General features: G+C 66.7%; 19 protein-coding genes and 1 tRNA gene. 9 read left to right on the top strand and 11 right to left on the bottom strand.

The window, feature by feature from the left end:
• Positions 1-108: 108 nt before the first annotated feature.
• Positions 109-2,310, top strand: coding sequence for a TonB-dependent receptor (locus ABE483_RS09130; protein ID WP_346481555.1), 2,202 nt, complete (start codon positions 109-111; stop codon positions 2,308-2,310).
• A gap of 29 nt (positions 2,311-2,339) precedes the next feature.
• On the opposite strand, the gene ABE483_RS09125 is transcribed toward ABE483_RS09130, so the two are convergent.
• The gene (locus tag ABE483_RS09125) at positions 2,340-3,377 is read right to left on the bottom strand and encodes a DUF5694 domain-containing protein (RefSeq protein WP_346481561.1); all 1,038 of its coding nucleotides are present in this window, start codon (positions 3,375-3,377) and stop codon (positions 2,340-2,342) included.
• Positions 3,378-3,585: 208 nt separating this feature from the next.
• Between ABE483_RS09125 and ABE483_RS09120 the strand changes: the two genes are divergently transcribed.
• Together ABE483_RS09120 and ABE483_RS09115 are read left to right on the top strand one after the other, a co-directional pair.
• Positions 3,586-3,708 (top strand): hypothetical protein, encoded by a 123-nt coding sequence (locus tag ABE483_RS09120; RefSeq protein WP_346481554.1) that lies wholly within the window; start codon positions 3,586-3,588, stop codon positions 3,706-3,708.
• Positions 3,709-3,814: 106 nt separating this feature from the next.
• Positions 3,815-4,339, top strand: coding sequence for a hypothetical protein (locus tag ABE483_RS09115; RefSeq protein WP_346481553.1), 525 nt, complete (start codon positions 3,815-3,817; stop codon positions 4,337-4,339).
• Positions 4,340-4,367: 28 nt separating this feature from the next.
• On the opposite strand, the gene ABE483_RS09110 is transcribed toward ABE483_RS09115, so the two are convergent.
• A complete protein-coding gene (locus ABE483_RS09110) occupies positions 4,368-4,718 on the bottom strand; it encodes a hypothetical protein (RefSeq protein WP_313209078.1) in 351 nt (116 codons plus the stop codon).
• An 11-nt stretch (positions 4,719-4,729) separates the two neighbouring features.
• Positions 4,730-4,912: a hypothetical protein gene (locus tag ABE483_RS09105; protein ID WP_346481552.1), complete on the bottom strand. Its 183-nt coding sequence runs from the start codon at positions 4,910-4,912 to the stop codon at positions 4,730-4,732.
• A 389-nt stretch (positions 4,913-5,301) separates the two neighbouring features.
• Between ABE483_RS09105 and ABE483_RS09100 the strand changes: the two genes are divergently transcribed.
• Positions 5,302-6,081, top strand: a complete 780-nt coding sequence (locus ABE483_RS09100) for a hypothetical protein (protein ID WP_313209077.1) — start codon at positions 5,302-5,304, stop codon at positions 6,079-6,081.
• 63 nt (positions 6,082-6,144) lie between these two features.
• Here ABE483_RS09100 and ABE483_RS09095 read toward each other — a convergent pair.
• The 4 genes from ABE483_RS09095 to dtd form a co-directional block, all read right to left on the bottom strand.
• A tRNA-Ile gene (locus ABE483_RS09095) sits at positions 6,145-6,220 on the bottom strand.
• 56 nt (positions 6,221-6,276) lie between these two features.
• Positions 6,277-7,677, bottom strand: coding sequence for a type II toxin-antitoxin system HipA family toxin YjjJ (yjjJ, locus tag ABE483_RS09090; RefSeq protein WP_346481551.1), 1,401 nt, complete (start codon positions 7,675-7,677; stop codon positions 6,277-6,279).
• 312 nt (positions 7,678-7,989) lie between these two features.
• Positions 7,990-9,837, bottom strand: a complete 1,848-nt coding sequence (gene rpoD / locus ABE483_RS09085; protein ID WP_121040252.1) for an RNA polymerase sigma factor RpoD — start codon at positions 9,835-9,837, stop codon at positions 7,990-7,992.
• A gap of 89 nt (positions 9,838-9,926) precedes the next feature.
• Positions 9,927-10,367 (bottom strand): D-aminoacyl-tRNA deacylase, encoded by a 441-nt coding sequence (gene dtd, locus ABE483_RS09080; RefSeq protein WP_313219505.1) that lies wholly within the window; start codon positions 10,365-10,367, stop codon positions 9,927-9,929.
• An 85-nt stretch (positions 10,368-10,452) separates the two neighbouring features.
• Between dtd and ABE483_RS09075 the strand changes: the two genes are divergently transcribed.
• The 4 genes from ABE483_RS09075 to ABE483_RS09060 all read left to right on the top strand — a co-directional run bounded on the left by ABE483_RS09075 (position 10,453) and on the right by ABE483_RS09060 (position 14,697).
• Positions 10,453-11,370: a lauroyl acyltransferase gene (locus ABE483_RS09075; RefSeq protein WP_313219504.1), complete on the top strand. Its 918-nt coding sequence runs from the start codon at positions 10,453-10,455 to the stop codon at positions 11,368-11,370.
• Positions 11,371-11,438: 68 nt separating this feature from the next.
• A complete protein-coding gene (gene ribA / locus ABE483_RS09070; RefSeq protein WP_313209062.1) occupies positions 11,439-12,572 on the top strand; it encodes a GTP cyclohydrolase II RibA in 1,134 nt (377 codons plus the stop codon).
• A gap of 158 nt (positions 12,573-12,730) precedes the next feature.
• Complete coding sequence (locus tag ABE483_RS09065; protein ID WP_313209113.1) at positions 12,731-13,183, top strand: PH domain-containing protein; 453 nt, start codon at positions 12,731-12,733, stop codon at positions 13,181-13,183.
• Entirely contained in the window at positions 13,180-14,697 is a 1,518-nt protein-coding gene (locus ABE483_RS09060) for a PH domain-containing protein (RefSeq protein WP_346465833.1), read from the top strand. Before ABE483_RS09065 ends, ABE483_RS09060 begins: the two co-directional genes overlap by 4 nt.
• Positions 14,698-14,735: 38 nt before the next feature.
• Here the strand turns inward: ABE483_RS09060 and ABE483_RS09055 are convergent, their stop codons facing one another.
• Positions 14,736-15,794 (bottom strand): CDP-glycerol glycerophosphotransferase family protein, encoded by a 1,059-nt coding sequence (locus ABE483_RS09055; protein ID WP_346465903.1) that lies wholly within the window; start codon positions 15,792-15,794, stop codon positions 14,736-14,738.
• On the opposite strand from ABE483_RS09055, the gene ABE483_RS09050 reads away from it, so the two are divergent.
• On the top strand, positions 15,793-16,611 hold the full coding sequence (locus ABE483_RS09050; protein WP_346481550.1) for a glycosyltransferase family 2 protein: 819 nt from the start codon (positions 15,793-15,795) through the stop codon (positions 16,609-16,611). The two genes, ABE483_RS09055 and ABE483_RS09050, sit on opposite strands and share 2 nt — an antisense overlap.
• Here the strand turns inward: ABE483_RS09050 and ABE483_RS09045 are convergent.
• From ABE483_RS09045 to rsmB, 3 genes are all read right to left on the bottom strand, one after another.
• The gene (locus tag ABE483_RS09045; RefSeq protein WP_313209059.1) at positions 16,596-17,897 is read right to left on the bottom strand and encodes an O-antigen ligase; all 1,302 of its coding nucleotides are present in this window, start codon (positions 17,895-17,897) and stop codon (positions 16,596-16,598) included. The two genes, ABE483_RS09050 and ABE483_RS09045, sit on opposite strands and share 16 nt — an antisense overlap.
• Before the next feature lie 111 nt (positions 17,898-18,008).
• Entirely contained in the window at positions 18,009-19,730 is a 1,722-nt protein-coding gene (locus ABE483_RS09040; RefSeq protein WP_346462931.1) for a glycosyltransferase family 39 protein, read from the bottom strand.
• A gap of 26 nt (positions 19,731-19,756) precedes the next feature.
• Positions 19,757-21,100, bottom strand: coding sequence for a 16S rRNA (cytosine(967)-C(5))-methyltransferase RsmB (gene rsmB / locus ABE483_RS09035; protein WP_313209057.1), 1,344 nt, complete (start codon positions 21,098-21,100; stop codon positions 19,757-19,759).
• Position 21,101: the final 1 nt, after the last annotated feature.

Raw genomic sequence — 21,101 nt, 5'->3', positions numbered from 1 at the left:
CTGGATCCGCCCTGCCGGGAATGGAGCGGCAGCACCTAATTGTTACACAATAACATTCGCGATTCCTCCCCATCACCGTGGTGCGCGCCACCACCCCAGAGGCTCCTCGTGAAACACGCTGTACTTGCCGGCGCCGTGCTCGCCGCGCTTCAGTTGCTGCCCAGTGCGCCCGCCCAGGCCCAGTCCACCCCGGCCGCCAAGGCCACCGAACTGGACGGCATCGTAGTAACCGGCAGCAAACGCGCTACCCCGTACCTCAAGAGCGACATGTCGGTCACCGTGCTCAACCGCGAAGCCCTCAAAGAAGCGCACGTCACCGAGTTCCGCGACCTGGACAAGCTGGCCCCCAACGTGAAGTTCAACGTGATGGGTCAGCTCAGCGACATGTTCATCTCCATCCGCGGCATCGAGTCCAACCCGTTTCTGGTCAACCGGGCCTCGGTCTATATCGATGGCATTCCGTTCCGCGAGCTGAGCAACGCGGTGTTGAACCATGTGGAGTCGGTGGAGATCCTGCGCGGGCCACAGGGCACGCTGTACGGTGCCAACAGCGAATCCGGCCTGGTGCTGGTGCGCACGCGCGCACCGTCGGCCACCACCGAGGGCGAGGTCAATGTCGGGCTGACCTCCTTCAGCAACGGTCATGGCCGCAGCGTGGATGGCTTCCTCGGCGGCGCGCTTGGCAAGAGCGACCGGTTGTTCGGCTCGATGGCGTTCATGGCCTCGGACGAAGACAGCCACCTCAAGAACCTCACGCCGTTCAATGGCGTAAAAGGCAAGGTCAAGGAAACCTACCTGCAGGGCAAACTTCGCTGGGAGCCGACCGATACGCTGGCCATCAATGCGATCGCCTATCACCTGGGCACGCGTGCACCCGGGATGTTCGAGTACGAATATCTGCCGCTGGATGTCGGTCTGTATAACCGCACCTATGGCGATCTCTACAACGGCGGCCGTGGTATCGGTGACTTCACCTACATCAACGATGCGCCCAAGCGCACCACCAAGAATGAAACCGTCGCCGGGACCAGCGCGCAATGGCAATTGTCCGGCGGCACTCTGGATGCGGCCCTGTCCTACCGCCAAGAGGAGGACACCTCCGCCGGCTACGACTTCGACATGACCGCCACGCCCGCCCTCGCCGGGCGCATCTACGACAAGCAGCACAGCTGGAACGGCGAGCTGCGCTTCAGCTCCCCCAGCGATCAGGCCCTGACCTACATCGCCGGCATCTCCACCTACCGGCACCACAAGGACTCCATCCTGGGCACGCTGGTCGGCCCGCCGTTGCGCGGCCTGGGCAGCTATGACCTCGCTCCGCTGCAGGGCTCGGATGGCCAGGACTACAGCGTGTTCGGCACGGCCAGCTACACCCCACCCTCGCTGCCGAAACTGACCGCCAGCCTCGGCCTGCGCCATGAGCAGGCCAAGCGCTCCACCCGCCAGCGCGAAGGCACGCTCGATCTGGGCCCGGGCGGCCTGGTGTTCTATCGCGATGCCGAGCTCGCACACACCTTCACTGCCACGCTGCCACGCGTGTCACTGCGCTACGACGCCAGCGACACGCTCTCGTTCTACGCCGCATCCGCCAAGGGCTACATTCCGGGCGGCTTCAATCTGGCGGCCGCGCAGAGCGACGTCGTCAACGACAAAGTGCTGCGCTACGAATCGGAAATGATGTGGAGCCACGAGCTCGGCTTCAAGATGAACCTGCTCGGCGGGCGCGGGCATATCGGTGGCGCGGTGTTCCACATCACCTCGGACAACTGGCAGGAAATCCAGCTGGCCACCGATGCCAACGGCCGGCCGATCTCCTCCGACTACGTAGGCTCGGATGCGTCCATCCGCTCGCGTGGTGTGGAGCTGGAAGGCGCGCTGGAGGTGCTGCCAGGCCTGACGCTGACCGCCAACGTGGGCTACGTGGACGCCGAGTACCGCAAGCTGTTCGTCGGCGCCAATGAAAGCCTGGCCGGCAACGACGTCAAACTCACTCCGCAGTACACGGCGTATCTTGCCGCACGCTACCAGCACCGCTCCGGGCTGTTCGCGCGCGTGGAGTCATCGTTCAATGGCCGCATGGCGCTGGACGAACGCAATCGCGCCTATCAGCCGGCTGTGGCCATCCTCGGCGTGCAGCTCGGCTATGAAACCGGGCCGTGGAGCACGCGCGTGTACGTCGACAACCTGACCAACAAGCGGCGCATCAACGGGTTGATCTTCGACAACCTGGCGTTCGGCCGTGACGGCAACTACTACGGTCCCATCGACCGCCCGCGCATCGTCGGTGCGGAAGTCGGCTATCGGTTCTGAGGCAGCGTGGAGGGTGCTGCGGCGCCCTCCTACTCCTTGAGAACGTCCTGTGCCTCCACGATATCCACCCCCGAGACCTGCCCCAGCCAGCCATCAAACCAGGGCTTGTGCGAAGCGCCGACGATGGACAGGACGCGGGAACCGGGGTGGTCACGCACAACCTCGAGAATGTTGGCGACCATGCGCAGATTGCGGATTTCCCAGCCCTGCACCCAGATCTGGGGGTAGTGCTGCGGTGACACGGCGGCCAGTGTCGGGCGCACGTTGGACTCGGCGAGCACCTGCAGCGCCGCGGGATCGTTGACGCTGCGATACAGCGAGAGCAGATCGTTGGACGCGATGAAGGCCGCTTCGCGTTCCGTCATGGCATCGAACGTGGGGCCATACCCACTCCACGCCTGCTGGAGCGACGCGCTGAACGCCTTGCGGTCGGCGATCTGGTGATTGTCACCGGTATGGTCGTCGACGGCGTACACGCGCTGCAGACCGAGCCGCGCGGCCAGGACCGCAGCGATCTGGTAGCTCTCGTTCTTGCGCGTTTCGATCTGCCTGAGCAGCTCGACCAAGGTGCCGTCCAGGCCGTCGCCCGCGCGTCGCTCGGCCACGGGCAGCTGCAGCCACTGCACGTAGGCAGACGCCCGTTCGCCAGCGGCAAGGAACAGGGCGGCCAGTTGGCGACGCTGCGCGGCGGTGGGGGCAGCCGGCCAGGCCGCCAACGTACTGTTGACCTGTACGATCGCCGCCGGCACCTCCAATCCCGTGGCCGCGTTCGCCGTCTCCGTGCTGGCGCAGTAGTCATCGCCGTAGACCGCCGCATGGCGCTTGGCCAGATCGCACTGCTCGCCGCTGATGGCTTCGATGGTGATGTAGCCGGGCTTGAAGGCCGCCAGCCTGTCCAGCAGCGGATCCAGCGCCATGGGATCGAAGGCCTCGTGCTCGCTGAGGTGCACGCTGCCCAGCACGAGGACCTCGGTGCGTGGGCCGACCATGTCCTTGTCCAGCGCCGCAAGGTCCACAGCCGCGTACGTAACCGCGGGGAGCAGCGTTACCAGGCAGCCGCACAGCATTGAGTAGCGTCGCTTCATCATCCATGGCCTGAGAGGTGGTTGACGGATGTTTTAGCAAGGCGCCGGTACCGCGACACCTGCCGAATGACACGGGGACCAAAGGCGCCGTGCGGGAGTTCGTTCCGGCTTATGGGCGCCACCACCCAGTTCCCGATGCCGCCTACTGACAAGATAGTAGGATTGAAGCAACCAACGGAAGGTCTTACGCATGGGCAGTTTCAGTATCTACCATTGGATCATCATCGTCGGCTTGATGCTCATCCCGGTCGCTATCGCAGCGGTGATCGCCATCGTCGTCCTCAGCCTGCGAAAGAAGCCACCCAGCCGCTGACGAGCGCCCCCTGCCGGGTCAGAATGGCCGGCTCCCCGCGTGTTGCGGGTGTCTCAAGGGATCCGGCATGGCGACAAGGAACACCAAGGTCGAGTGGCTCAAGGGGATGATGCTGCTCATCTTCTTTGCCATGCTGTTCGGTATCCCCAACAGCTCACCCTGGTTTGGGCTGGTGTTCGTGTACCTGCTGGCCGCCGGGCTGTTCATCGTGGGCAGCATGCTGTGGATTGCCTTGCGCAGCCGCCGCGCAGCGCTGGCCTTGAGCCGCACGCCCCCCAAGCGCGCCCTTCACACCCGCGAGGTGAAGGCGCTGGAGTGGTTCGGCCAACCCGAGCGGATCGTCTGGCGCATGCCGCGCGGCAACGTGATCGACCTGATCAAGGCGGCACGGGCCGCAGGCAGCCGTCCGGTGGTGCGCACACTGTGCGGGCCGTATCGCGTGATGGTGCGCGCCCGGCATCACGAGCGACATGACTTCATCGGCGAGGTGGAGGTACTCATGCTGCCGGGGGCGGATCGCTCCCTGCGCGACAACAACGAGGCCGACGTGTTGCTGTGCGGAACGTTCGCGGTGGTGCTTGCGTTGAATGGTTCGTGGCGGATCGACCAGGCGCCATCGCTGTTGCGATGACGCGCGTGCGCATCGCGTTGTCGTTCAATCAGTAGCGCGGCTTGATCGGCTCACTGGAATCCAGGTACCCGGCAGCGAGAGCCTTCTCGCAGGCGATATAGCCTGCGTTGACCACGCGCCCCTGCGCGTTGAAGGCCACATAGTAGGGCGAGCTGTTGCCGCGGTTGCGCAGGAGATAGTTGTAACAGACGCCGTTGATGCCGGGGAGCACCATTGCGTCCTGCGGCCGTCCCGCGGCGCTCAGGACCGACTCGCGGCTCGCCTCCTGCTGCAGCGAACTCATCACGACCGGATTGCCGCGGTCATATTGAAGAACGCTGGGCATGCATGCGGACAGACTCGCGCAGACACCACACGCCAGCAGGATCGCCTGGGTCATGGGGGCGGCGCTCACTGCCGGCGCGCACGTGCTGCCGCCGCGTTGGCATCGCGGAGGCGCCGGTTGCGCGCCTGCTTGTCATAGTCATCCTTTGCCTGCATCACGCCACCGGCCGCCTGGATCCAGCTGCTGGTTGTGCAACCGGACACAAGCAATGTCACGGCAAGGGCTGCCGGGATAATGAGAAACTTCATGAATCAACCTCTCTGAAAGCCATCGACACAAGGCCGATGGAAAACTGCGCTTCACTATCGCCACGCGCACAGGAAGCGATGCGAAAAACCACATCGCGAAATCGGCAAAGCCATTACTGGCGCCGCAAACCGGGGCGGAACGATAGTGGACACACACTTAACAATAACGAAATGTCCTGTGCTTCTATTTTTGTATATTCCTATTCCATGCGATTTCATATGCAGTGCGGGACGTCGCGGCAGAAGTTTCCGGTGAAACCTTCAATGCCGCACGGCCCACGGGCTCATGGCTGTTGGCATCCGATCCTGGCCGCAGCATGCTGAGAGCAGCAGATGCCTTATGAATCTACGCTCAGCCGACGCTGGGTTTTCAGGGGACCGGATACACGATGAAACGCAAGGTAGTTGTAGTGGCGTCTGTCATGGTTGTCGCGTTGTCAGGAACCGCTGGACTATCGCTTATCCGGCAAAATTCCACGCCCTTGCCAAACACTGCTGACGAAGTATCTAAAGCCTCTGACCCGGCTGCGCGATCAGATCAGGAAGCATCCGGAACGCCGGGCCTGATGGACCAGGCGACCAGGCCTTCGGCGAAGGCAGGCGACGAGCATCCTGCCGATGCCAGTGCCACGACGACATACGAACTGGTTGAAACAAATCTGCGTTGTCAGATTGATCGCGAGGCCTCCGCCACCACGGGCCACGTCAGGAGTACGACCGACGAGCTCTGCAAGGATCTTTGGCTTGAGCCGCTGAGTCGTGAAGAGGTGTTCACCGCGATCACCCATGCCGCCGAGCATGGAAACATCCGCGCCCAGCTCGATTACGCGCTATACGCTTCGAGGATTTTTGAAGACGAACATAACTCGCTGGATCCGGATCTGATCCGTGACTACAAGCAGAACACCGTCAGATTCCTCGAGTCCGCGGGAGCGGCCGGCGAATCAAACGCATATGTGCGTTTGAGCGACATCTACAAGAACGGCACATTGGCCTCGAAAGACCCGGTCATGGCCTATGCATACGCGGAAGCATACTTCCGCACAGGTTCAAGTCGCTATGGCGCCTCGTTCTTGAACAATGCCGCAGCTGGTCTGGACGGCACCCAATTGCGCCGCGGCAAGCAACTCGCAAATCACCTTCTCGACAAAAGAAGTGCGTCGCCGTGACTATGGAAGAAGCTGCCGCACCTGCGAATCGGCAGTACGGTTGATGCTAAGTGCCTGATTCGATGGTGGGCCCAGAAGGATTCGAACCTTCAACCAAAGGATTATGAGTCCTCTGCTCTAACCGTTGAGCTATAGGCCCTTGCGGCCGCACAGTGTAGTGGAGGCCCGCAGGCGCTTTCCACTACAACCCTCACATCAGCCGAAACGCTGCCCCATCGCCTGCACCCGACGCGCATTTTCCGCCGCCAGGTCACGCAGCACGCCCGAGCGCAGCAGCGCCGAACCGGCCACACGTTGCCAGTAGTCCACTGCCAGCGGCGCTGCCCAGTGCAGGTGTGCGAGCTGGCCGCTGCGCTCCGGCGCGATGGAGGCAAGCGGCGCAGCCGCACGCAGCACCCCTGTGCGCGAGGGTGCCAGTGACATCGGCAGCATGTCATACGCGGGCGCCAACGGCAGCGGGCCGCGATCGACCAGGTGGAAACCCAGATTGCCCTGATGCATGTCGCTGTTGCCGATGAGTCGGCCGAACGCGTGCAGCCTTCCCATCGCGGCCTGCGCGTCGCGATCGACCCAGCCCTGCGTCAGCAGCGCGTCGGCAGCCGTCCCCCAGTCCACGGTCACGTCACCAGCGAAGGCCGAGGACAGCGCCAGCAGCGAGACGAAGCCACGCCGGCCGAGCACGTCGACAGTGCGGTCGAAGCGCTGCACTTCCAGGAACGTGTGCGTGTCGGTCTGGAGGATCTCGGACGCTGCTGCCGGCACGCCCGCGTCGCGCAGGCACTGCAGGGCGAGGTGCTCGCAGACCAGCAGGTCTGCCCAGCGTTCTGCGGCCTCGCCTGCGGTGGGCTGCGCGAACTTCACCAGCGCCGCATAGCGCCCTCCCTCATGCTCCACCGTGGCAGTGAACTTCGGTTGCTCGCCACCCGGCGACGATCCGACGTCTTCGCCTTCAAGTGCCGCCGCCGCGCGCTCGGGATAACGACGTGCGCGCTGCCCGGCCAGGACATGATCGCCAGGCGCATCGAGCGCGTGCAACGCCATCTGCACGGCATCGCCGCCCAGCAGGAGATCACCGATCTCGGTGCCGCCTGCACGCACCAGCGCCTGCAGGGTGTCACCCAATTGCCATCGATTGAGGTCGTCGGGGACGCCCAGGTCACGCCCGCGACGATGCGCGAAGGTGCGACCGAGGAAGCCCTGCGGGCGCAGGTCGTCCAGGTACCACGGCAGCCCCGGGAAGTGGCCGTCGACGGTCTCGTCTGGCGAACGGGTCAGATTGGGGCGTGCGGCGGTGGTCGCCACGTGGAAGGTCTCGCCCGTGAGTGCCACGACCGTGCCCAGTTCTTCAAGGGTGGCGTCCGGCCCCAGCCGGAACAGCGGCCACTCGCTGCCCGCGGCGGTCTGCTGGCGGACGGCATAGGCCGTGGCGCGGGTGCGGCCAAGTCGCACCACGCGGTCCCCGGCCTCGGCGACAAGACGACTCAACGTTGTCCGGGTAACCCCCAGGCGATCGACGAGATCGGCAGCTGAGACGACCTCGCCGGCAGGCAGGTTGTCGAACAGCGTCTGGAGCTGGACGGTACGGGGACGGGCCATGGCCTGAGTTTCGGGACGAGTTAAGTTACGAATCTATACGCCAATCCTCGGCGAACCGCAACCCAATTAAACATATAAGCCATTGATTGAAATAACATAACCCCGGAGAACACCGAGAAAAAATCCGTAATTAAGTTACGAAACACGCAACGAAATCACCAAATCAGCCTGGCGATCCCGACCCCTTCGAACACCCCTCCATCCGCTGCGCCGCCGCTAGGCTCGAGTACACCACGCGCCGCCACCCGCCCCAAAAAACAAACCCCGCTTGCGCGGGGTCTGTCGGGTTTCAACGCGATGCGCCGGTATCGATCAATCGATATCCAGGAAACTGCGCAGCTGCTCGGACCGGCTCGGATGACGCAGCTTGCGCAGCGCCTTCGCTTCGATCTGGCGGATACGCTCGCGGGTGACGTCGAACTGCTTGCCGACTTCCTCGAGGGTGTGGTCGGTGTTCATGTCGATGCCGAAGCGCATGCGCAGCACCTTGGCTTCCCTCGGGGTGAGGCCGGCCAGCACGTCACGCACGGTTTCAGACAAGTTGATGTTGGTGGTGTTCTCGATCGGGGACTCCACGTTGGTGTCCTCGATGAAGTCGCCCAGATGGGAATCCTCGTCGTCGCCGATCGGGGTTTCCATCGAGATCGGCTCCTTGGCGATCTTCATCACCTTGCGGATCTTGTCTTCCGGCATGTCCATTTCCTTGGCCAGCTCCTCCGGCGTAGCCTCGCGGCCATACTGCTGGAGCATCTGACGGGAAATGCGGTTCAACTTGTTGATCGTCTCGATCATGTGCACCGGGATACGGATGGTGCGCGCCTGATCGGCGATCGAACGGGTGATGGCCTGGCGGATCCACCAGGTCGCATACGTGGAGAACTTGTAACCACGGCGGTATTCGAACTTGTCCACGGCCTTCATCAGGCCGATGTTGCCTTCCTGGATGAGGTCGAGGAACTGCAGGCCGCGGTTGGTGTACTTCTTGGCGATCGAGATGACCAGGCGCAGGTTGGCTTCGACCATTTCCTTCTTGGCCTTGCGCGCACGCGCTTCACCGTAGGCCATGGCGCGGCTGATTTCCTTCAGCTCGTCCAGTTCCAGCCAGGTGGTCTTCTCGATGTCGATCGTCGCCTGCTGTTCGGCGATGATCTGGTCCTTCACGTCACGCAGGGCCGAGGACCACTTCTGCTTGCGCTTCAGTGCGTCTTCCACCCACTCCAGGTTGGTCTGGTTGCCTTCCCACGAGCGGATGAAGTCCTTGCGCGGCATGCGCGCGGTCACGGTCGCCAGGTTCAGCACGCGGCGTTCGTGGGACTTGATCGAGGCCATGACGTCGCGCAGCTGCTTGACCAGCACATCGGTCAGCGGCAACGGCAGTTTCAGGGTCACGAACACGGCGGCCATGTCGTCGCGCAGCTTGGCCAGCGGCTTGCGGTCGCCCTTGGCAGCGGCCTTCTTGAACGCGGTGTACGCGTCGCTCAGGGCCTGCATGCGGCGTGCGACTTCTTCCGGATCCGGACCGGTCGGGCCGGCCTCTTCCTCGACGTCGTCGCCGTCATCTTCTTCATCGGCGTCATCGTCAGCGTCGTCGCTGGTGTCTTCGGCCACGGCCGGGGCCGGGACTTCTTCGACGAGGTCGTTGAAGCCGACGATCACTTCGGCCAGGCGCTTCTTGCCTTCCTTGTGCGCGTCGTAGTCGGCCAGCAGCGATTCCACCGACACCGGGAAGGTGCCGAGTGCGGCCTGGACCTGGCCCAGGCCTTCTTCGATGCGCTTGGCGATGGCGATTTCGCCTTCGCGGGTCAGCAGCTCGACGGTACCCATTTCGCGCATGTACATGCGCACCGGGTCGGTGGTGCGACCACCTTCGGTGTCGAGCGCGCTCAGCGCGGCGGCAGCTTCTTCGGCCGCGGTGTCATCGACTTCGCGGTTGCCGGTGTTGCCATCGTTGAGCAACAGGGTTTCTGCATCGGGAGCAACTTCATGGACATCGATGCCCATGCCGTTGATCATGCCGATGATGTCTTCAATCTGCTCCGGATCGACGATGTCGTCGGGCAGGTGATCATTGACTTCGGCGTAGGTCAGGTAGCCCTGTTCCAGGCCCTTGCTGATCAGAAGCTTGATGTCGTTTTGCTGGGCAGGACGTTCGTTGGCCATGTAGTGCTCGCGCCACCGGCTGGGAGAGGGAATAGAACCTAGCATTATACCAGCCCGGCGCCCCGCGTTCCCGGGCGGTGGTCCCGGGGCTAGGGTCTGAGCAGGAAGGTCACTGGACCATCGTTGACCAGGCTGACAACCATATGGGCACCAAACTGGCCGGTTTCCACCCCCGGGGCGTGTTTTTGTCTGCAGATCTCGACCAGTCGGTTGAATCCGCGTTCAGCCTCCGCCGGCGGCGCGGCGGTACTGAAGCCCGGCCGCATCCCGCTGGATGTGTCGGCCGCCAGGGTGAATTGGCTGACCAGCAGCAATCCGCCGCCGGTATCACGCAGCGACCGGTTCATTTTTCCGGCCTCATCGCCAAACACACGGTAACCAAGCAGGCGATCGGCCATGCGCCCGATCTGGGCCTCGGTGTCGCCCGGTTCCATGCCCACCAGGGCCAGCAGACCGTGCCCGATCTGGCCGATCACGGCCCCCTCGACACGGACGCTGGCCTCGCTGACGCGCTGGATCAGAACAAGCATGGGCAGGGCTCCGCAACTGAAGGCGGACTACCTTAACGCGCCCGCGCGCCGACAGGCTGGCCGCCAGCGGCTAGACTTTGCAGTGATGAAACCGCACACCACTGCCCGCCTGGCCTACCGCGCCGCTGCCCTGTTCACCCGCCTGCCCTGGTCCTGGCTGCGTGCCTTCGCCTCCCTGCTGGCCTGGCTGTGGATACGTCTCAATGCCCGTGAGAGCCGCGTCACCCGTCGCAACCTCGAGCTGGCCTACCCCGAGATGGGCGAGGCCGAGCGCACGGTGCTCCACCGCGAGGTGCTGCGCTCGACCGCGCTGCAGGCCATCGAGACCCTGCGCCTGTGGACCCAGCCACGTGATCGCAACCTGGCCCGCCTGACCGAGCGCCACGGCGAGGCGCTGTACGACGCAGCCCTGGCCGCCGGCAAGGGCGTGATCGTGGCGGCCCCGCATTACGGCAACTGGGAGCTGCTCAACCAGTGGCTGGCCTCGCGCGGGCCGATCGCGATCGTCTACAAGGCGCCGGATGAGGAAGTGGGCGATGCCTTCCTGCAGCTGGTCCGCGGCGGCGACAACGTGCAGCAGGTGCGCGCCGAAGGCCCGGCCGTGCGCCAGTTGTTCAAGGTGCTCAAGGACGGCGGCGCCACCGGCATCCTGCCCGACCAGCAGCCCAAGGCCGGCGACGGCGTGTTCGCGCCGTTCTTCGGGGTGGAGGCGCTGACCATGACCCTGGTCAACCGGCTGGCCGAGCGCACCGGCGCGACCGTGCTGTACGGCTGGTGCGAGCGGATTGGCCCGGGCATGGAGTTCGCCCTGCATATTGAAGCCACCTCGCCTGCCGTGGCCGATCCCGACCCGCGCACCGCGGCCACCGCCCTCAATGCCGGCATCGAGCGCATCGCCCGGCGCGATCCGGCGCAGTATCAGTGGACCTACAAGCGCTATACGCTGCGCCCACCGCAGAGCGGCGAGGACGATCCCTATGCCACCGAGGACCATCCGCACTGACTGCGACGCAGCGTCGCGCCCTTGGTGCGATTGAATCGCCGCGATCCGTCCCCACTGTGGAAACCACGATGTCCCCCACGGCCCCTGACATGTCCCCTGCTTCTTCCCTGTTCGGCGACCCGGCCGCGATCCGCTGCGAGCGCGCGGTGGCCGAACTGCGTGCCGGCCGCCCGGTGGTGATCGACGATGGCCACGGCCAGCGCCTGGCGTTCATCGCACTGGACAGCAGCACCCGCACCAGCTTCAGCGCCTTTGCGGCGGCCGCGGAAGATCGCCACTACCTGTTCCTCACCGCCACCCGCGCCCGCGTGCTCGGGGTAAGTGCCGAACGTGGCGCGCGCGTGCCGCTGGCCGGCATCGACTTCGATGCCCTGCCCTCGCTCAGCTACCTGCGCGACCCGGGTGCGATGCCGCCGGGCTGGACCGGTGGCGAAGCGCTGGACGATGGCGCGGTGGAGATCGCCCGCCTCGGCCTGCTGTTGCCGGCGATGGTCGGCGTGCTGCTGACCGCCGATGACCGCCGCTTCGACGACTGCGCGCAGGTCTCGCTGTGCGACCTGAGCCAGGGCGCCGAACAGGCCGCGCATGCGTATGAACTGGTGGCCCGCTCGCCGGTGCCGCTGCGCGAGGTCGGGATGACCGAATTCGCGGTGTTCCGCGGCGGCGTGGCCCAGCGTGACCAGGTCGCGATCATCGTGGGCACCCCGGATCTGTCCGCCGTGGTGCCGGTGCGCGTGCATTCCTCCTGCCTGACCGGCGATCTGTTCGGCTCGCTCAAGTGCGACTGCGGCGACCAGCTGCGGCGCGGCCTGCGCAAGCTCAAAGAGCTTGGCGGCGGCGTGCTGCTGTACCTGGACCAGGAAGGCCGTGGTACCGGCATCGCCGCGAAGATGCGCGCCTACGGGTACCAGCACGACGGCCTGGACACGATCGACGCCGATGCCCAGCTCGGCTTCGGTGCCGATGAGCGCCGCTACGGCAGTGCCGTGGCGATGCTGCAGGGCCTGGGCGTGAGCCGCGTGCAGCTGCTCAGCAACAACCCGACCAAGGCCCAGCGCCTGCGCAATGCCGGCATCGACGTCGTCGACTGCGTGCCGGTGACCGGCGACATCACCGCCGAGAACGAGCAGTACCTGCGCACCAAGGCCGAACGCGCTGGCCATCTGCTCGATGTCGACGCGCTGATCCAGGCCGCGCAATAGCCCACGGCAACCTGCTACCGTCTGCGCCACGGGCGGTTGCACCTGTATGCATGCGCCCGGCCCGTTCCCCAGCCGAGCGCCTTGCCTTGTCCGATCTCCTCGACACTCCCGTGCCGCCGCCCCTGCCGCCGTTGCCGCCTGCCCCCGACTGGCAGGCGATGCCGCTGCGTTCGGCCTCGCTGGCCGCGTTCGGTGGTGCGATCGCTGGCGCACTGATGCTCGGCGGCGTGCTCGGCACGCTCTGGGTGGTCTTTGATCTGCCGGGCCGCTGGTGGGGTGCGGCCGGCATGGTCGTACTCGGCGCGTTGATCGGTGCGGCCCTCGCGTTCCGCCGCCAGCGCCGCACGTATTGGCGGCTGGATGCCCAAGGCCTCGGCCTGCGCCGCGACCTGCTCTGGCAGAACGAAACCCGTGTACCGACCTCGCGCGTGCAGCACCTGGATCTGCGCCGTGGGCCGATCGAACGCAGCGCCGGGTTGAGCACGCTGGTCGTGCATACCGCCGGCAGCCGCTTCAGTGCGGTCACGCTCAGTGGGCTGGACAGCGCCGATGCCGAGCGCCTGCGCGACACCCTGGCGCACCAGCTGGACCAGGACGACGACGCGCTGTGAGTACCCCGCCGCCGCTTGATGCCGCGCCGGAGCAGCGGCTGCATCCCTGGTCGTGGCTGTTCGTGCTGCTGATGCAGTTGCGCCAGGGCTTGGTACCGCTGATCGCGCTGGTGGTGTTCGGCCAGCGTGGCGACCGCGATGAGCTGTGGCTGTCACTCGGCCCGGTGATCGCCGTGGTGGCGCTGGTCGCGTACTCGGTGCTGCAGTACCTCACCTATCGCTATCGGATCGGCGCGTCGGCCATCACCGTGCGCAGCGGGGTGTTCGCGCGCAATCGGCGCGAGATTCCCTTCGCCCGCATCCACAACGTGGTTGTCCACCAGAACCCGTTGCACCGCCTGTTCGGCGTGGCCGAGCTGAAGCTGGAATCGGCCGGTGGCCATCGCCCCGAAGCGGAAATGCGGGTGCTCAAACTCGATCAGGCGCTCGCACTGGAGCGCCTGGTACGCCAGCGAGGCCAGGCAGTGCCGGCCACGGCCGAGGGTGAAGCCGCTGCGGCCGAACCGGCCGAGGATGTGCTGCTCGCCTTGAGCCCGGGCGAGGTGGTCCGTATCGGCCTGCTCTCCAACCGCGGCTGGGTCGTGGTGGTGGCAGTGCTGGGCGCGATGGTGCAGTTGTTCCCGCGTGGCAGCGTCTCCGATGTGATCGAAGCCGGCGGCCGCCAGGCCTTCGGGTATGCCAGCCACCTGCATCCCGGAATGTGGCTCTGGACCATGGCCGCGGTAGTCGCCGTGGTGGGCTTCTGGGTGATGCTGCGGGTGTTGTCGGTGGGGCTCGCGCTGCTGCGCTATTACGGCTTCCGGCTCAGTGAGCACGAGCGCCGGCTGACCGTGGCCAGTGGGCTTCTAACCCGCATGCGCACCAGCGTGGCGCGGCGCCGGATCCAGGCGTGGACATTGCGCGAGAGCGCGCTGCAGCGCTGGTTCCAGCGCCGGCAACTGCGTATCGATATTGCTGCAGGCAACCCCGGCGAAGGCGAGCGCCGCGACCTGCGTGAGCTGGCGCCGCTGGCGACGCCGGCCGTCTGCGATGGGCTGGTCCAGCATCTGCTGCCACACCTGCAGTGGCCGCCGGCGCGCTGGCAGCCGGTGCAGAGGCGCGGCTGGTGGCGGCTGTGCCTGGGCGCGCTGTGCCTGGTTCCGCTGCTGACGGCGGCGGCGATCTGGTACGGCGGGCCGTGGGGGGCGCTGGTGCTGCTATGGCTGCCGTGGTCGGCGTTCCGCGCGTACCGGCAGATGGCGCGCATCGGCTATCACCTGGATGACGACTACGTCGCCGTGCGCGGTGGCTGGTGGCAGCGCTGGTGGCGCTTTGCCGAACTGGACAAGCTGCAGGCGCTGCGCCTGACCCGCTCGCCGCTGGACCGCCGGCTGGGCACCGCCAGCGTATGGCTGGATACCGCGGGTGCAGGCATGGGCACGCCGCTGGTGCTGCAGTACCTGCCGGAAGCGGAGGCGCGTGCGGTGTACGAGCAGTTGGGCCGTGCGTTGGCGAAGCGTCGCCTGCGCTGGTAGGAGCGCATCCACGCATGGCGTGGATCTACCTGGTGACGCTACCGCTTCGCCGGCCCCCAGTACCCGAGATCCTTGCGGATCTGCAGGCCGCGCGTCCACGCACCGAACGGTTTGCGCTTGAGCGCGCCGAGTTCACCGGACAGGAAATCCTCGGTGGCAGCGATCACCCGCTCGGAGGAATACCCATCGCGGAACGGATGGATGGTGTCCGCGTACCGGCGGATCTCGGCCATCAGGGCGGGCGCTGGATCCAACGCCTGGGCCAGCATCGCCGGCAGCTGGGTGGCGTCGTCGAAATCGATCATGTGCGGCTGCGGGACCCGGTTGCGGAAGGTCACCACCGGTTTGTGCTGCACGATGAACTCGGAGACGATCGAGGAAGTATCCGAGACCAGCACATCGGCGGCGCGCTGCGCGGCCATCACCTGTTCCGGCTCGATGAAGCGCGCATGTGCACCGGCCAGCGCGCGGAAGCGCTCGAACAGCTCCGGGGCGCACTTGGGGTGAAGGGTCAGCAGCCAGTAGTGCTCGCCGCGGCCGATATCGGCCGCGATCTGCTCGTACAGATGCGGCGCGGCGCTCAGCCGCTCGGTGAAGGTCGAGCCGAACAGGATCACCGGGCGGCCCTGTGCCGGCACGCGCAATCCGGCGCTCAAGCCACCGTCATCGCGGAACAGCGGATCGAGCTTGGGCCAGCCGGTCTCGGCCACGGCGAAGTGGCCCTCGCGCGCGGCCAGCTCGCGGAACGGGGTGGTCGTGGCCGGGCCCTGGGTGCAGTACAGATCGAACAGACCGCGCACCCGGAAGTGGCCGCGGGCACTGTCGCGCTTCTGCACGTTGAAGCCGTGGAAGACCTGCACCTTGGCCCCGGCGATGAACGGCGGCACCCAGTTGGCGGCGCTGAACACCGCGCGCGGGCGCAGTGTCAGCGCCTCGTTCAGGGCCACATTGGGCACGCCGGGCAGCGAGGCCCCGGCGGCGCCATCGGCGAACCAGGCCGACACCGATTGACCGGATGCGTGCAACGCCTGCGCCAGAGGGGCGAGAATGGGCAGCGCATAACGCTCCGTCGCAAACAGCAGGTACTCGGCCATCATGTCCTCCTCGACCGCTCCCACTGAACGGCCTCGCATTTCGGCCTGCATTATCGCGTTCAATGAAGCCGACCGCATCGGCGATTGCCTGGCCTCGCTGGCCTTCTGCGACGAGATCGTCGTCGTGGACTCGCAATCCACCGATGCCACCGTGGCGATCGCGACGGCCGCCGGGGCGCGGGTGCTGCAACGCCGGTTCGATGGCTTCCGCAGCCAGAAGGCGTTCTGCGTCGAGCAGGCCGCGCATGACTGGGTGCTGTGCCTGGACGCCGACGAGCGCATCAGCGACACCCTGCGCGAGGCGATCCTGTCCGCCCAGGCCAACGGCTTCGCCGGCCACCATGGCTACCGGTTCGCACGGCTCTCCGCGTACTTCGGCAAGTTCCTGAAGCATGGCAATGCCTACCCGGACCGGGTCCTGCGCCTGTTCGACCGCCGCCATGGCGGCTGGCGCGGCAAGCGTGAGATCCATGAGGCGGCCAGCGTCGATGGTGCGGTGGGTACCCTGCGCGGCGACCTGATCCATTACCCCTACCGCTCGCTGGAGCAGCAGCTGCTCAAGACCCAGCGCTACGCGCGGATGATGGCCGAGCACGAGTTCGCGCGCGGCAAGCGCGCCACCCTGCCCAAACTGATCCTGGCGCCGGCGTGGCGGTTCTGGCGCGGGCTGCTGCTGCGTGGCGGCTTCCGCGATGGCTGGCACGGCCTGGTCTACGCCTACGTACGCGCCAATTACGTGCGCCAGAAGACCATCATGCTGTGGATGCTGCAGAACGGGCAGCCGCTCACCGACCCGCCGCGGGATCAGCCCGGCGCCTGAGCCCCGGCCGACGCCAGCGCCAGGCGCCGCGTGTACCCCTGGACGATCGACAGCCCGGCCAGCAGGCCGACGATGGTGACGTAGAAGCTGGCCGTGATCTGATGCGCGAACATCGACTGGGTGATCCCGCACAGCACATAGGTCACCACCACCATGATCCCGGCGGCCGCCGGACCACGGAAGGTCTGCTCGCCGCTGCGCCGGTGCAGGCCGGTGAACACCCATAGCGGCACGCCGTAGATGGCCAGCAGCAACAGCAGGCCCGGCGCGCCCTGGGTCGCGGCCCACTCGGCCAGATCGTTGTGCGCGTGGCCCAGATGGCAACGCTGCTCACTCGGATCATCCCGGCACACCGGCAGGCGCTGCATGGCGCTGTCGAAATGGCCGATCCCCACGCCGGTCAGCGGGTGATCGAGGAAGGTTTCATAGGCCACCTGCAGCCGCTCCACGCGCGCGCCGGCGGAGGAGTCGCTGTCACCGCGCTCCATCCGCACCACGTCGTGCTTGAGCTCGGTCAGGCGTACCTGCTCGCGCAGGCTCGGGATGGTGAGGGTCAAGGTGCCGGCGATCGCCACCAGCGCCAACAGCACGCCCAGGCGCGCGCGGCCGGTGCGCCAGCGCAGGCTCATCGCCATCACCACCAGCAGTGCCAACAGCGCCAGCCAGACGCCGCGGCTGCCGCTGAGCACGATGGTCACGCAACCGGCGACCATGCCCACGATCACCCAGGTCCAGCGCTGGTGCGGCCGGCAGAACACCAGCAGCACCATCAGCACCAGCACGATGTCGGCCAGCACGATCGCGTTGGTGCTCAGATCAGCGCGTGGCGCGCCGCCGGCCACCTGCAGGATCGACAGCACCATGGTGCCGAGCAGGCCGGCCAGCGCCCCGCCCCACAGCCAGCGGATGTCCGGCCGCAGTGCACACACCCACAGGGCGATCCACGGGATCACCACGAACCGCGAGCGGTTGTCGATGTCGCGCAGGCCCTGCTCGAACAGATAGATCGAGAGCAGCGCAAAGGCAATCGCGGCCACCACCAGCCAGGTCAGGGCCTTCACCGGCTGCCCGGCCAGGCCACGCGCGCGCCACAGGTAATCCGGCGCCAGCAGCGTGCTCAGCAGCAACAGGATGCCGTAGGGCAACAGGTTCTGGGGCAGGGTCAGCACCAGCGCGGGCATGCAGAACAGGCCCACGGTGGCGATCCAATGGGCCACACCGGCACGCCCCTGCAGCGGCGGCAGGGAAACGGGCGTGGCCGGCTCGGATGCAGCGGAGAACGTCATTGCCAACCTCGATTGCCACACGCAGGCATGCACGCCCGTGATTGCACTGGACGCGACCGGCGCCCACGGACCTGCGGTATCCGCCCGAGGAGGCGGCCAGCATTACAGAATTCACTCATCGCCGTCGATCCGGTGCAGCGCGCGTTCGCGCGCCTGTTCTTCGGCACTGGCCACACACGGGCCGTGGATGTCGCCCGGCCTTACCAACCACCAACGCCGACGGTTGGCGACCCCGGCCAGTTCGGCGCTGGTGCGGTCCACGCAGGCCAGCAGCGCGTCCTCCTGGACCAGCAGCCAACGCTGCTGCGGCTGTGCGGCCTGCCAGGCGACTCCGTCGGCGAGTTGCCGGTCCCAACGCCGGTTGAACCCGAAGGTGGCGGCCTCACGGTCGGCCATCAGCAGGTTCTGTTCTTTCCAGGCGACCAGACCCAGTTCGGCCTCCGGGCCGATGCGTTGACCGACCTGCAGCATCAGGCCGCGGGCGGAACTGGAGTCATTGAACAGCGGGTAGCCGATCAGCCCGAACGCTACCCAGGCCATGGTCAGCGTCGCCACCACGGCCAGATGGAAGCGGCGCACGCCGGCGATGCACAGGGTGAGCACCGCCCAGCAGCCCAACGCGACCGCGACCCAGCCCAGGCCGGAGGTCACCGCGGTGTCGATGCCGCGATCCAGAATCAGTTTGCGCTCGAAGCCCGGCTGCCCCAGCAGCATCGAGATGCCGATGCCGAGCAGGCCGGCAGCCAGCAGCGCCACGAAGCCGCCCAGCAACCACTGGAAGGTGCGCTTGCGCAGCAGCCCCGGCAGCAGCGGCGCCAGCGCCAGGCAGAACATCGGCAGCGCCGGCAGGATGTAGACGTCACGCTTGCCGTTGGGGATCGAGAAGAACAGCACGATCAACAACCACCACACCAGCGGCAGCAGGTAGCGCGCATCGCGGCGCTGCAGGCGTCGGCGCCAGGCGGGGATGGCCCAGGGAATCGCCAGGAAGGCCGGGATCCACATCGACGGCATCGTACCCAGGAAATACCACCACGGCTGGTGGTGATCCCAGGACTGCGCGTAACGCTTGGCGGTCTGCCGGAACAGGATGTCGTCCAGATAGGCGCGGTACTCGGCCGAACCGCTGCCCAGTGCGGTCACCACCATCGGCACCAGCCACAGCGCGATCGCCAGCACGAAGGCCAGCGGCCCGACCCAGAACCGCCAGTCGCGGACATGCAGCTTGACCCGCGGCCAGCCCAGCACGGAGGCCACGGCGGCCGGCACGATCATCAGCAATGCGATGACGCCCACGCCCTTGGTGATTACCCCCAGCCCGGCGGCGAACCAGCCCAGCCACCACCAGCGCCACGCAGGGCCACTGAGCAGATGCCGCAGCAGGCCGTAGTTGGCCAGGGTGATGAAGACCACCACCAGCGGATCGATCTGGGCTTTCTTGGACTGGAAGGTGAAGTGCAGCGCGAACAGCAGCGCCCAGGCGGCGTACAGCCCGACCCGCCGCGTCCACAGGCGGCGGCCCAGGTCATAGACGCAGGCCAGTGTGCCCAGCGCGGCCAGCAGCGAGGGCAGCAGGAAGGCCACCCGCCAGTCGCCGATCAGCGAGTACAGCGCGGCCTGCGACCACATCAGCATCGGCGGCTTGTCCGAGTACAACTCGGTGCCCCGATGCGGGAACAGCCAGTCCCCGCTCTCCACCATCTGCTTTGCGACCAGCGCGAACCGGGGCTCGTCGGAGGGCCACGGATCACGCATGCCCAGGCCGGCCCCCAGAACGAGCAGGGCCATCAGGGCAAGCAGCCAGAACTCTCGGGATGCGCGGTTTTTAAGCATGGGGCGGGATTCTAGCCGGGTTCGGTTCAACCCTTCTTTAGCAGACGTGCATAGAAGAAGCCGTCAGCACCGTCCTCACCGGGCAGGCGCTGGCGCCCGGCCCAGGAATCGTGGCCATACGCCTCTCCCAGCGGCAGGAAGCCCGCATCCCGGGTGCGCTGCAGGAAGGCTTCGACCTGGAACTGGTTTTCATCGCGCAGGATCGAGCATGTCGCATACAGCAGGGTTCCGCCCGGGGTAAGCATCGTCCAGCAGGCATCCAGCAGGCGCGCCTGCAAGGCCATCAGCGCCTCGATGTCGGTCGCGCGGCGATGCGCCAGCACATCCGGCTGGCGGCGGATGATGCCGGTGGCCGAACAGGGCGCATCCAGCAGGATGGTGTCGAACAGCTGCCCGTCCCACCAGCTGGCCGGATCGGTTGCATCGCCCGCCAGCACCTTCGCGTTCTGGCCCACGCCGGTGCGTGCGAACGTTTCGCTGATGCGCTTGAGCCGGCGCGCATCGATGTCCAACGCCAGCAGTTGCAGGGTCGGATCGCGCTCCAGCAGATGGGCAGCCTTGCCGCCCGGCGCGGCGCAGGCATCGAGCACCCGCGAACCCGGGCGCGGCGCCAGCGCATCGGCCACCTGCTGGGCAGACAGATCCTGCACCGACAGCGCGCCATCGGCGAACCCGGGCAGCGCGGAGACCGCGACCGGCACTGGCAGGCGGATCGCATCGGCACCCACGCGCGATGCTTCAGCCTCGATACCGGCTGCCGCCAACTGCTGCAGCATCGCCTCACGAGTGCTGTGCTGGCGGTTGACCCGCAGCCACAGCGGCGCGGCCTGCAGGCTCGCGGTGAACACCGCGTCGGCCTCGTCCGGCCAATCCTGTTCGATCTTCTCGGCCATCCACAGCGGGAAGGCATCGCGCGCCGGCAGCGGCGGAATGCCTTCGCGCTGGGCGCGGCGCAGCAGCGCATTGACCATGCCGGCCTGGCGATCACGGCCCATCGCACGCGCAGCGTCGACCGTGGCCGAGAGCGCGGCGTGCGCCGGCAGCTCCAGTGCGTCCAGCTGGGCGAAGCCGACCAGCAGCAGCGCGCGCAGTTCGTCTTCGCGCACGCCCAGCGGCCGCGGCATCCATTGCGCCAGTGCGGCGTCATACGCGGCCCGGCGACGCAGCACGGCAAAGCACAGCGCCTCCAGCAGCGCGCGGTCGCGGCTGTCGTCCAGGGTCGGCAAGGCGGTGGCCAGTTCGGCCTTGAGCGAACGGCCGCGGCCGATCACCTGGGCCAGCACGCGCGCGGCCAGCACGCGGGTGGGCACGCCGGGGGCGGTATGGGCGGTGTAGGGGCCTGCAGGCTTGCCGGAACGCGCGTTGGTCATG

The organism is Stenotrophomonas sp. TWI602, assembly GCF_039674045.1.
Classification (GTDB): Bacteria; Pseudomonadota; Gammaproteobacteria; order Xanthomonadales; family Xanthomonadaceae; genus Stenotrophomonas.
The sequence above is the reverse complement of the archived record's forward strand: the minus strand, read 5'-3'. Positions and strand labels throughout refer to the sequence as shown.

Bases quoted from the DNA above. Each gene is read 5' to 3' on its own strand.
- ABE483_RS09125 (WP_346481561.1), bottom strand. From the start codon at position 3,377: ATGCTGTGCGGCTGCCTGGTAACGCTGCTCCCCGCGGTTACGTACGCG.
- ABE483_RS09120 (WP_346481554.1), top strand. From the start codon at position 3,586: ATGGGCAGTTTCAGTATCTACCATTGGATCATCATCGTCGGCTTGATG.
- ABE483_RS09115 (WP_346481553.1), top strand. From the start codon at position 3,815: ATGATGCTGCTCATCTTCTTTGCCATGCTGTTCGGTATCCCCAACAGC.
- ABE483_RS09110 (WP_313209078.1), bottom strand. From the start codon at position 4,718: ATGACCCAGGCGATCCTGCTGGCGTGTGGTGTCTGCGCGAGTCTGTCC.
- ABE483_RS09105 (WP_346481552.1), bottom strand. From the start codon at position 4,912: ATGAAGTTTCTCATTATCCCGGCAGCCCTTGCCGTGACATTGCTTGTG.
- ABE483_RS09100 (WP_313209077.1), top strand. From the start codon at position 5,302: ATGAAACGCAAGGTAGTTGTAGTGGCGTCTGTCATGGTTGTCGCGTTG.
- yjjJ (WP_346481551.1), bottom strand. From the start codon at position 7,677: ATGGCCCGTCCCCGTACCGTCCAGCTCCAGACGCTGTTCGACAACCTG.
- rpoD (WP_121040252.1), bottom strand. From the start codon at position 9,837: ATGGCCAACGAACGTCCTGCCCAGCAAAACGACATCAAGCTTCTGATC.
- dtd (WP_313219505.1), bottom strand. From the start codon at position 10,367: ATGCTTGTTCTGATCCAGCGCGTCAGCGAGGCCAGCGTCCGTGTCGAG.
- ABE483_RS09075 (WP_313219504.1), top strand. From the start codon at position 10,453: ATGAAACCGCACACCACTGCCCGCCTGGCCTACCGCGCCGCTGCCCTG.
- ribA (WP_313209062.1), top strand. From the start codon at position 11,439: ATGTCCCCCACGGCCCCTGACATGTCCCCTGCTTCTTCCCTGTTCGGC.
- ABE483_RS09065 (WP_313209113.1), top strand. From the start codon at position 12,731: ATGCCGCTGCGTTCGGCCTCGCTGGCCGCGTTCGGTGGTGCGATCGCT.
- ABE483_RS09050 (WP_346481550.1), top strand. From the start codon at position 15,793: ATGTCCTCCTCGACCGCTCCCACTGAACGGCCTCGCATTTCGGCCTGC.
- ABE483_RS09055 (WP_346465903.1), bottom strand. From the start codon at position 15,794: ATGATGGCCGAGTACCTGCTGTTTGCGACGGAGCGTTATGCGCTGCCC.
- ABE483_RS09045 (WP_313209059.1), bottom strand. From the start codon at position 17,897: ATGACGTTCTCCGCTGCATCCGAGCCGGCCACGCCCGTTTCCCTGCCG.
- ABE483_RS09040 (WP_346462931.1), bottom strand. From the start codon at position 19,730: ATGCTTAAAAACCGCGCATCCCGAGAGTTCTGGCTGCTTGCCCTGATG.
- rsmB (WP_313209057.1), bottom strand. From the start codon at position 21,100: ATGACCAACGCGCGTTCCGGCAAGCCTGCAGGCCCCTACACCGCCCAT.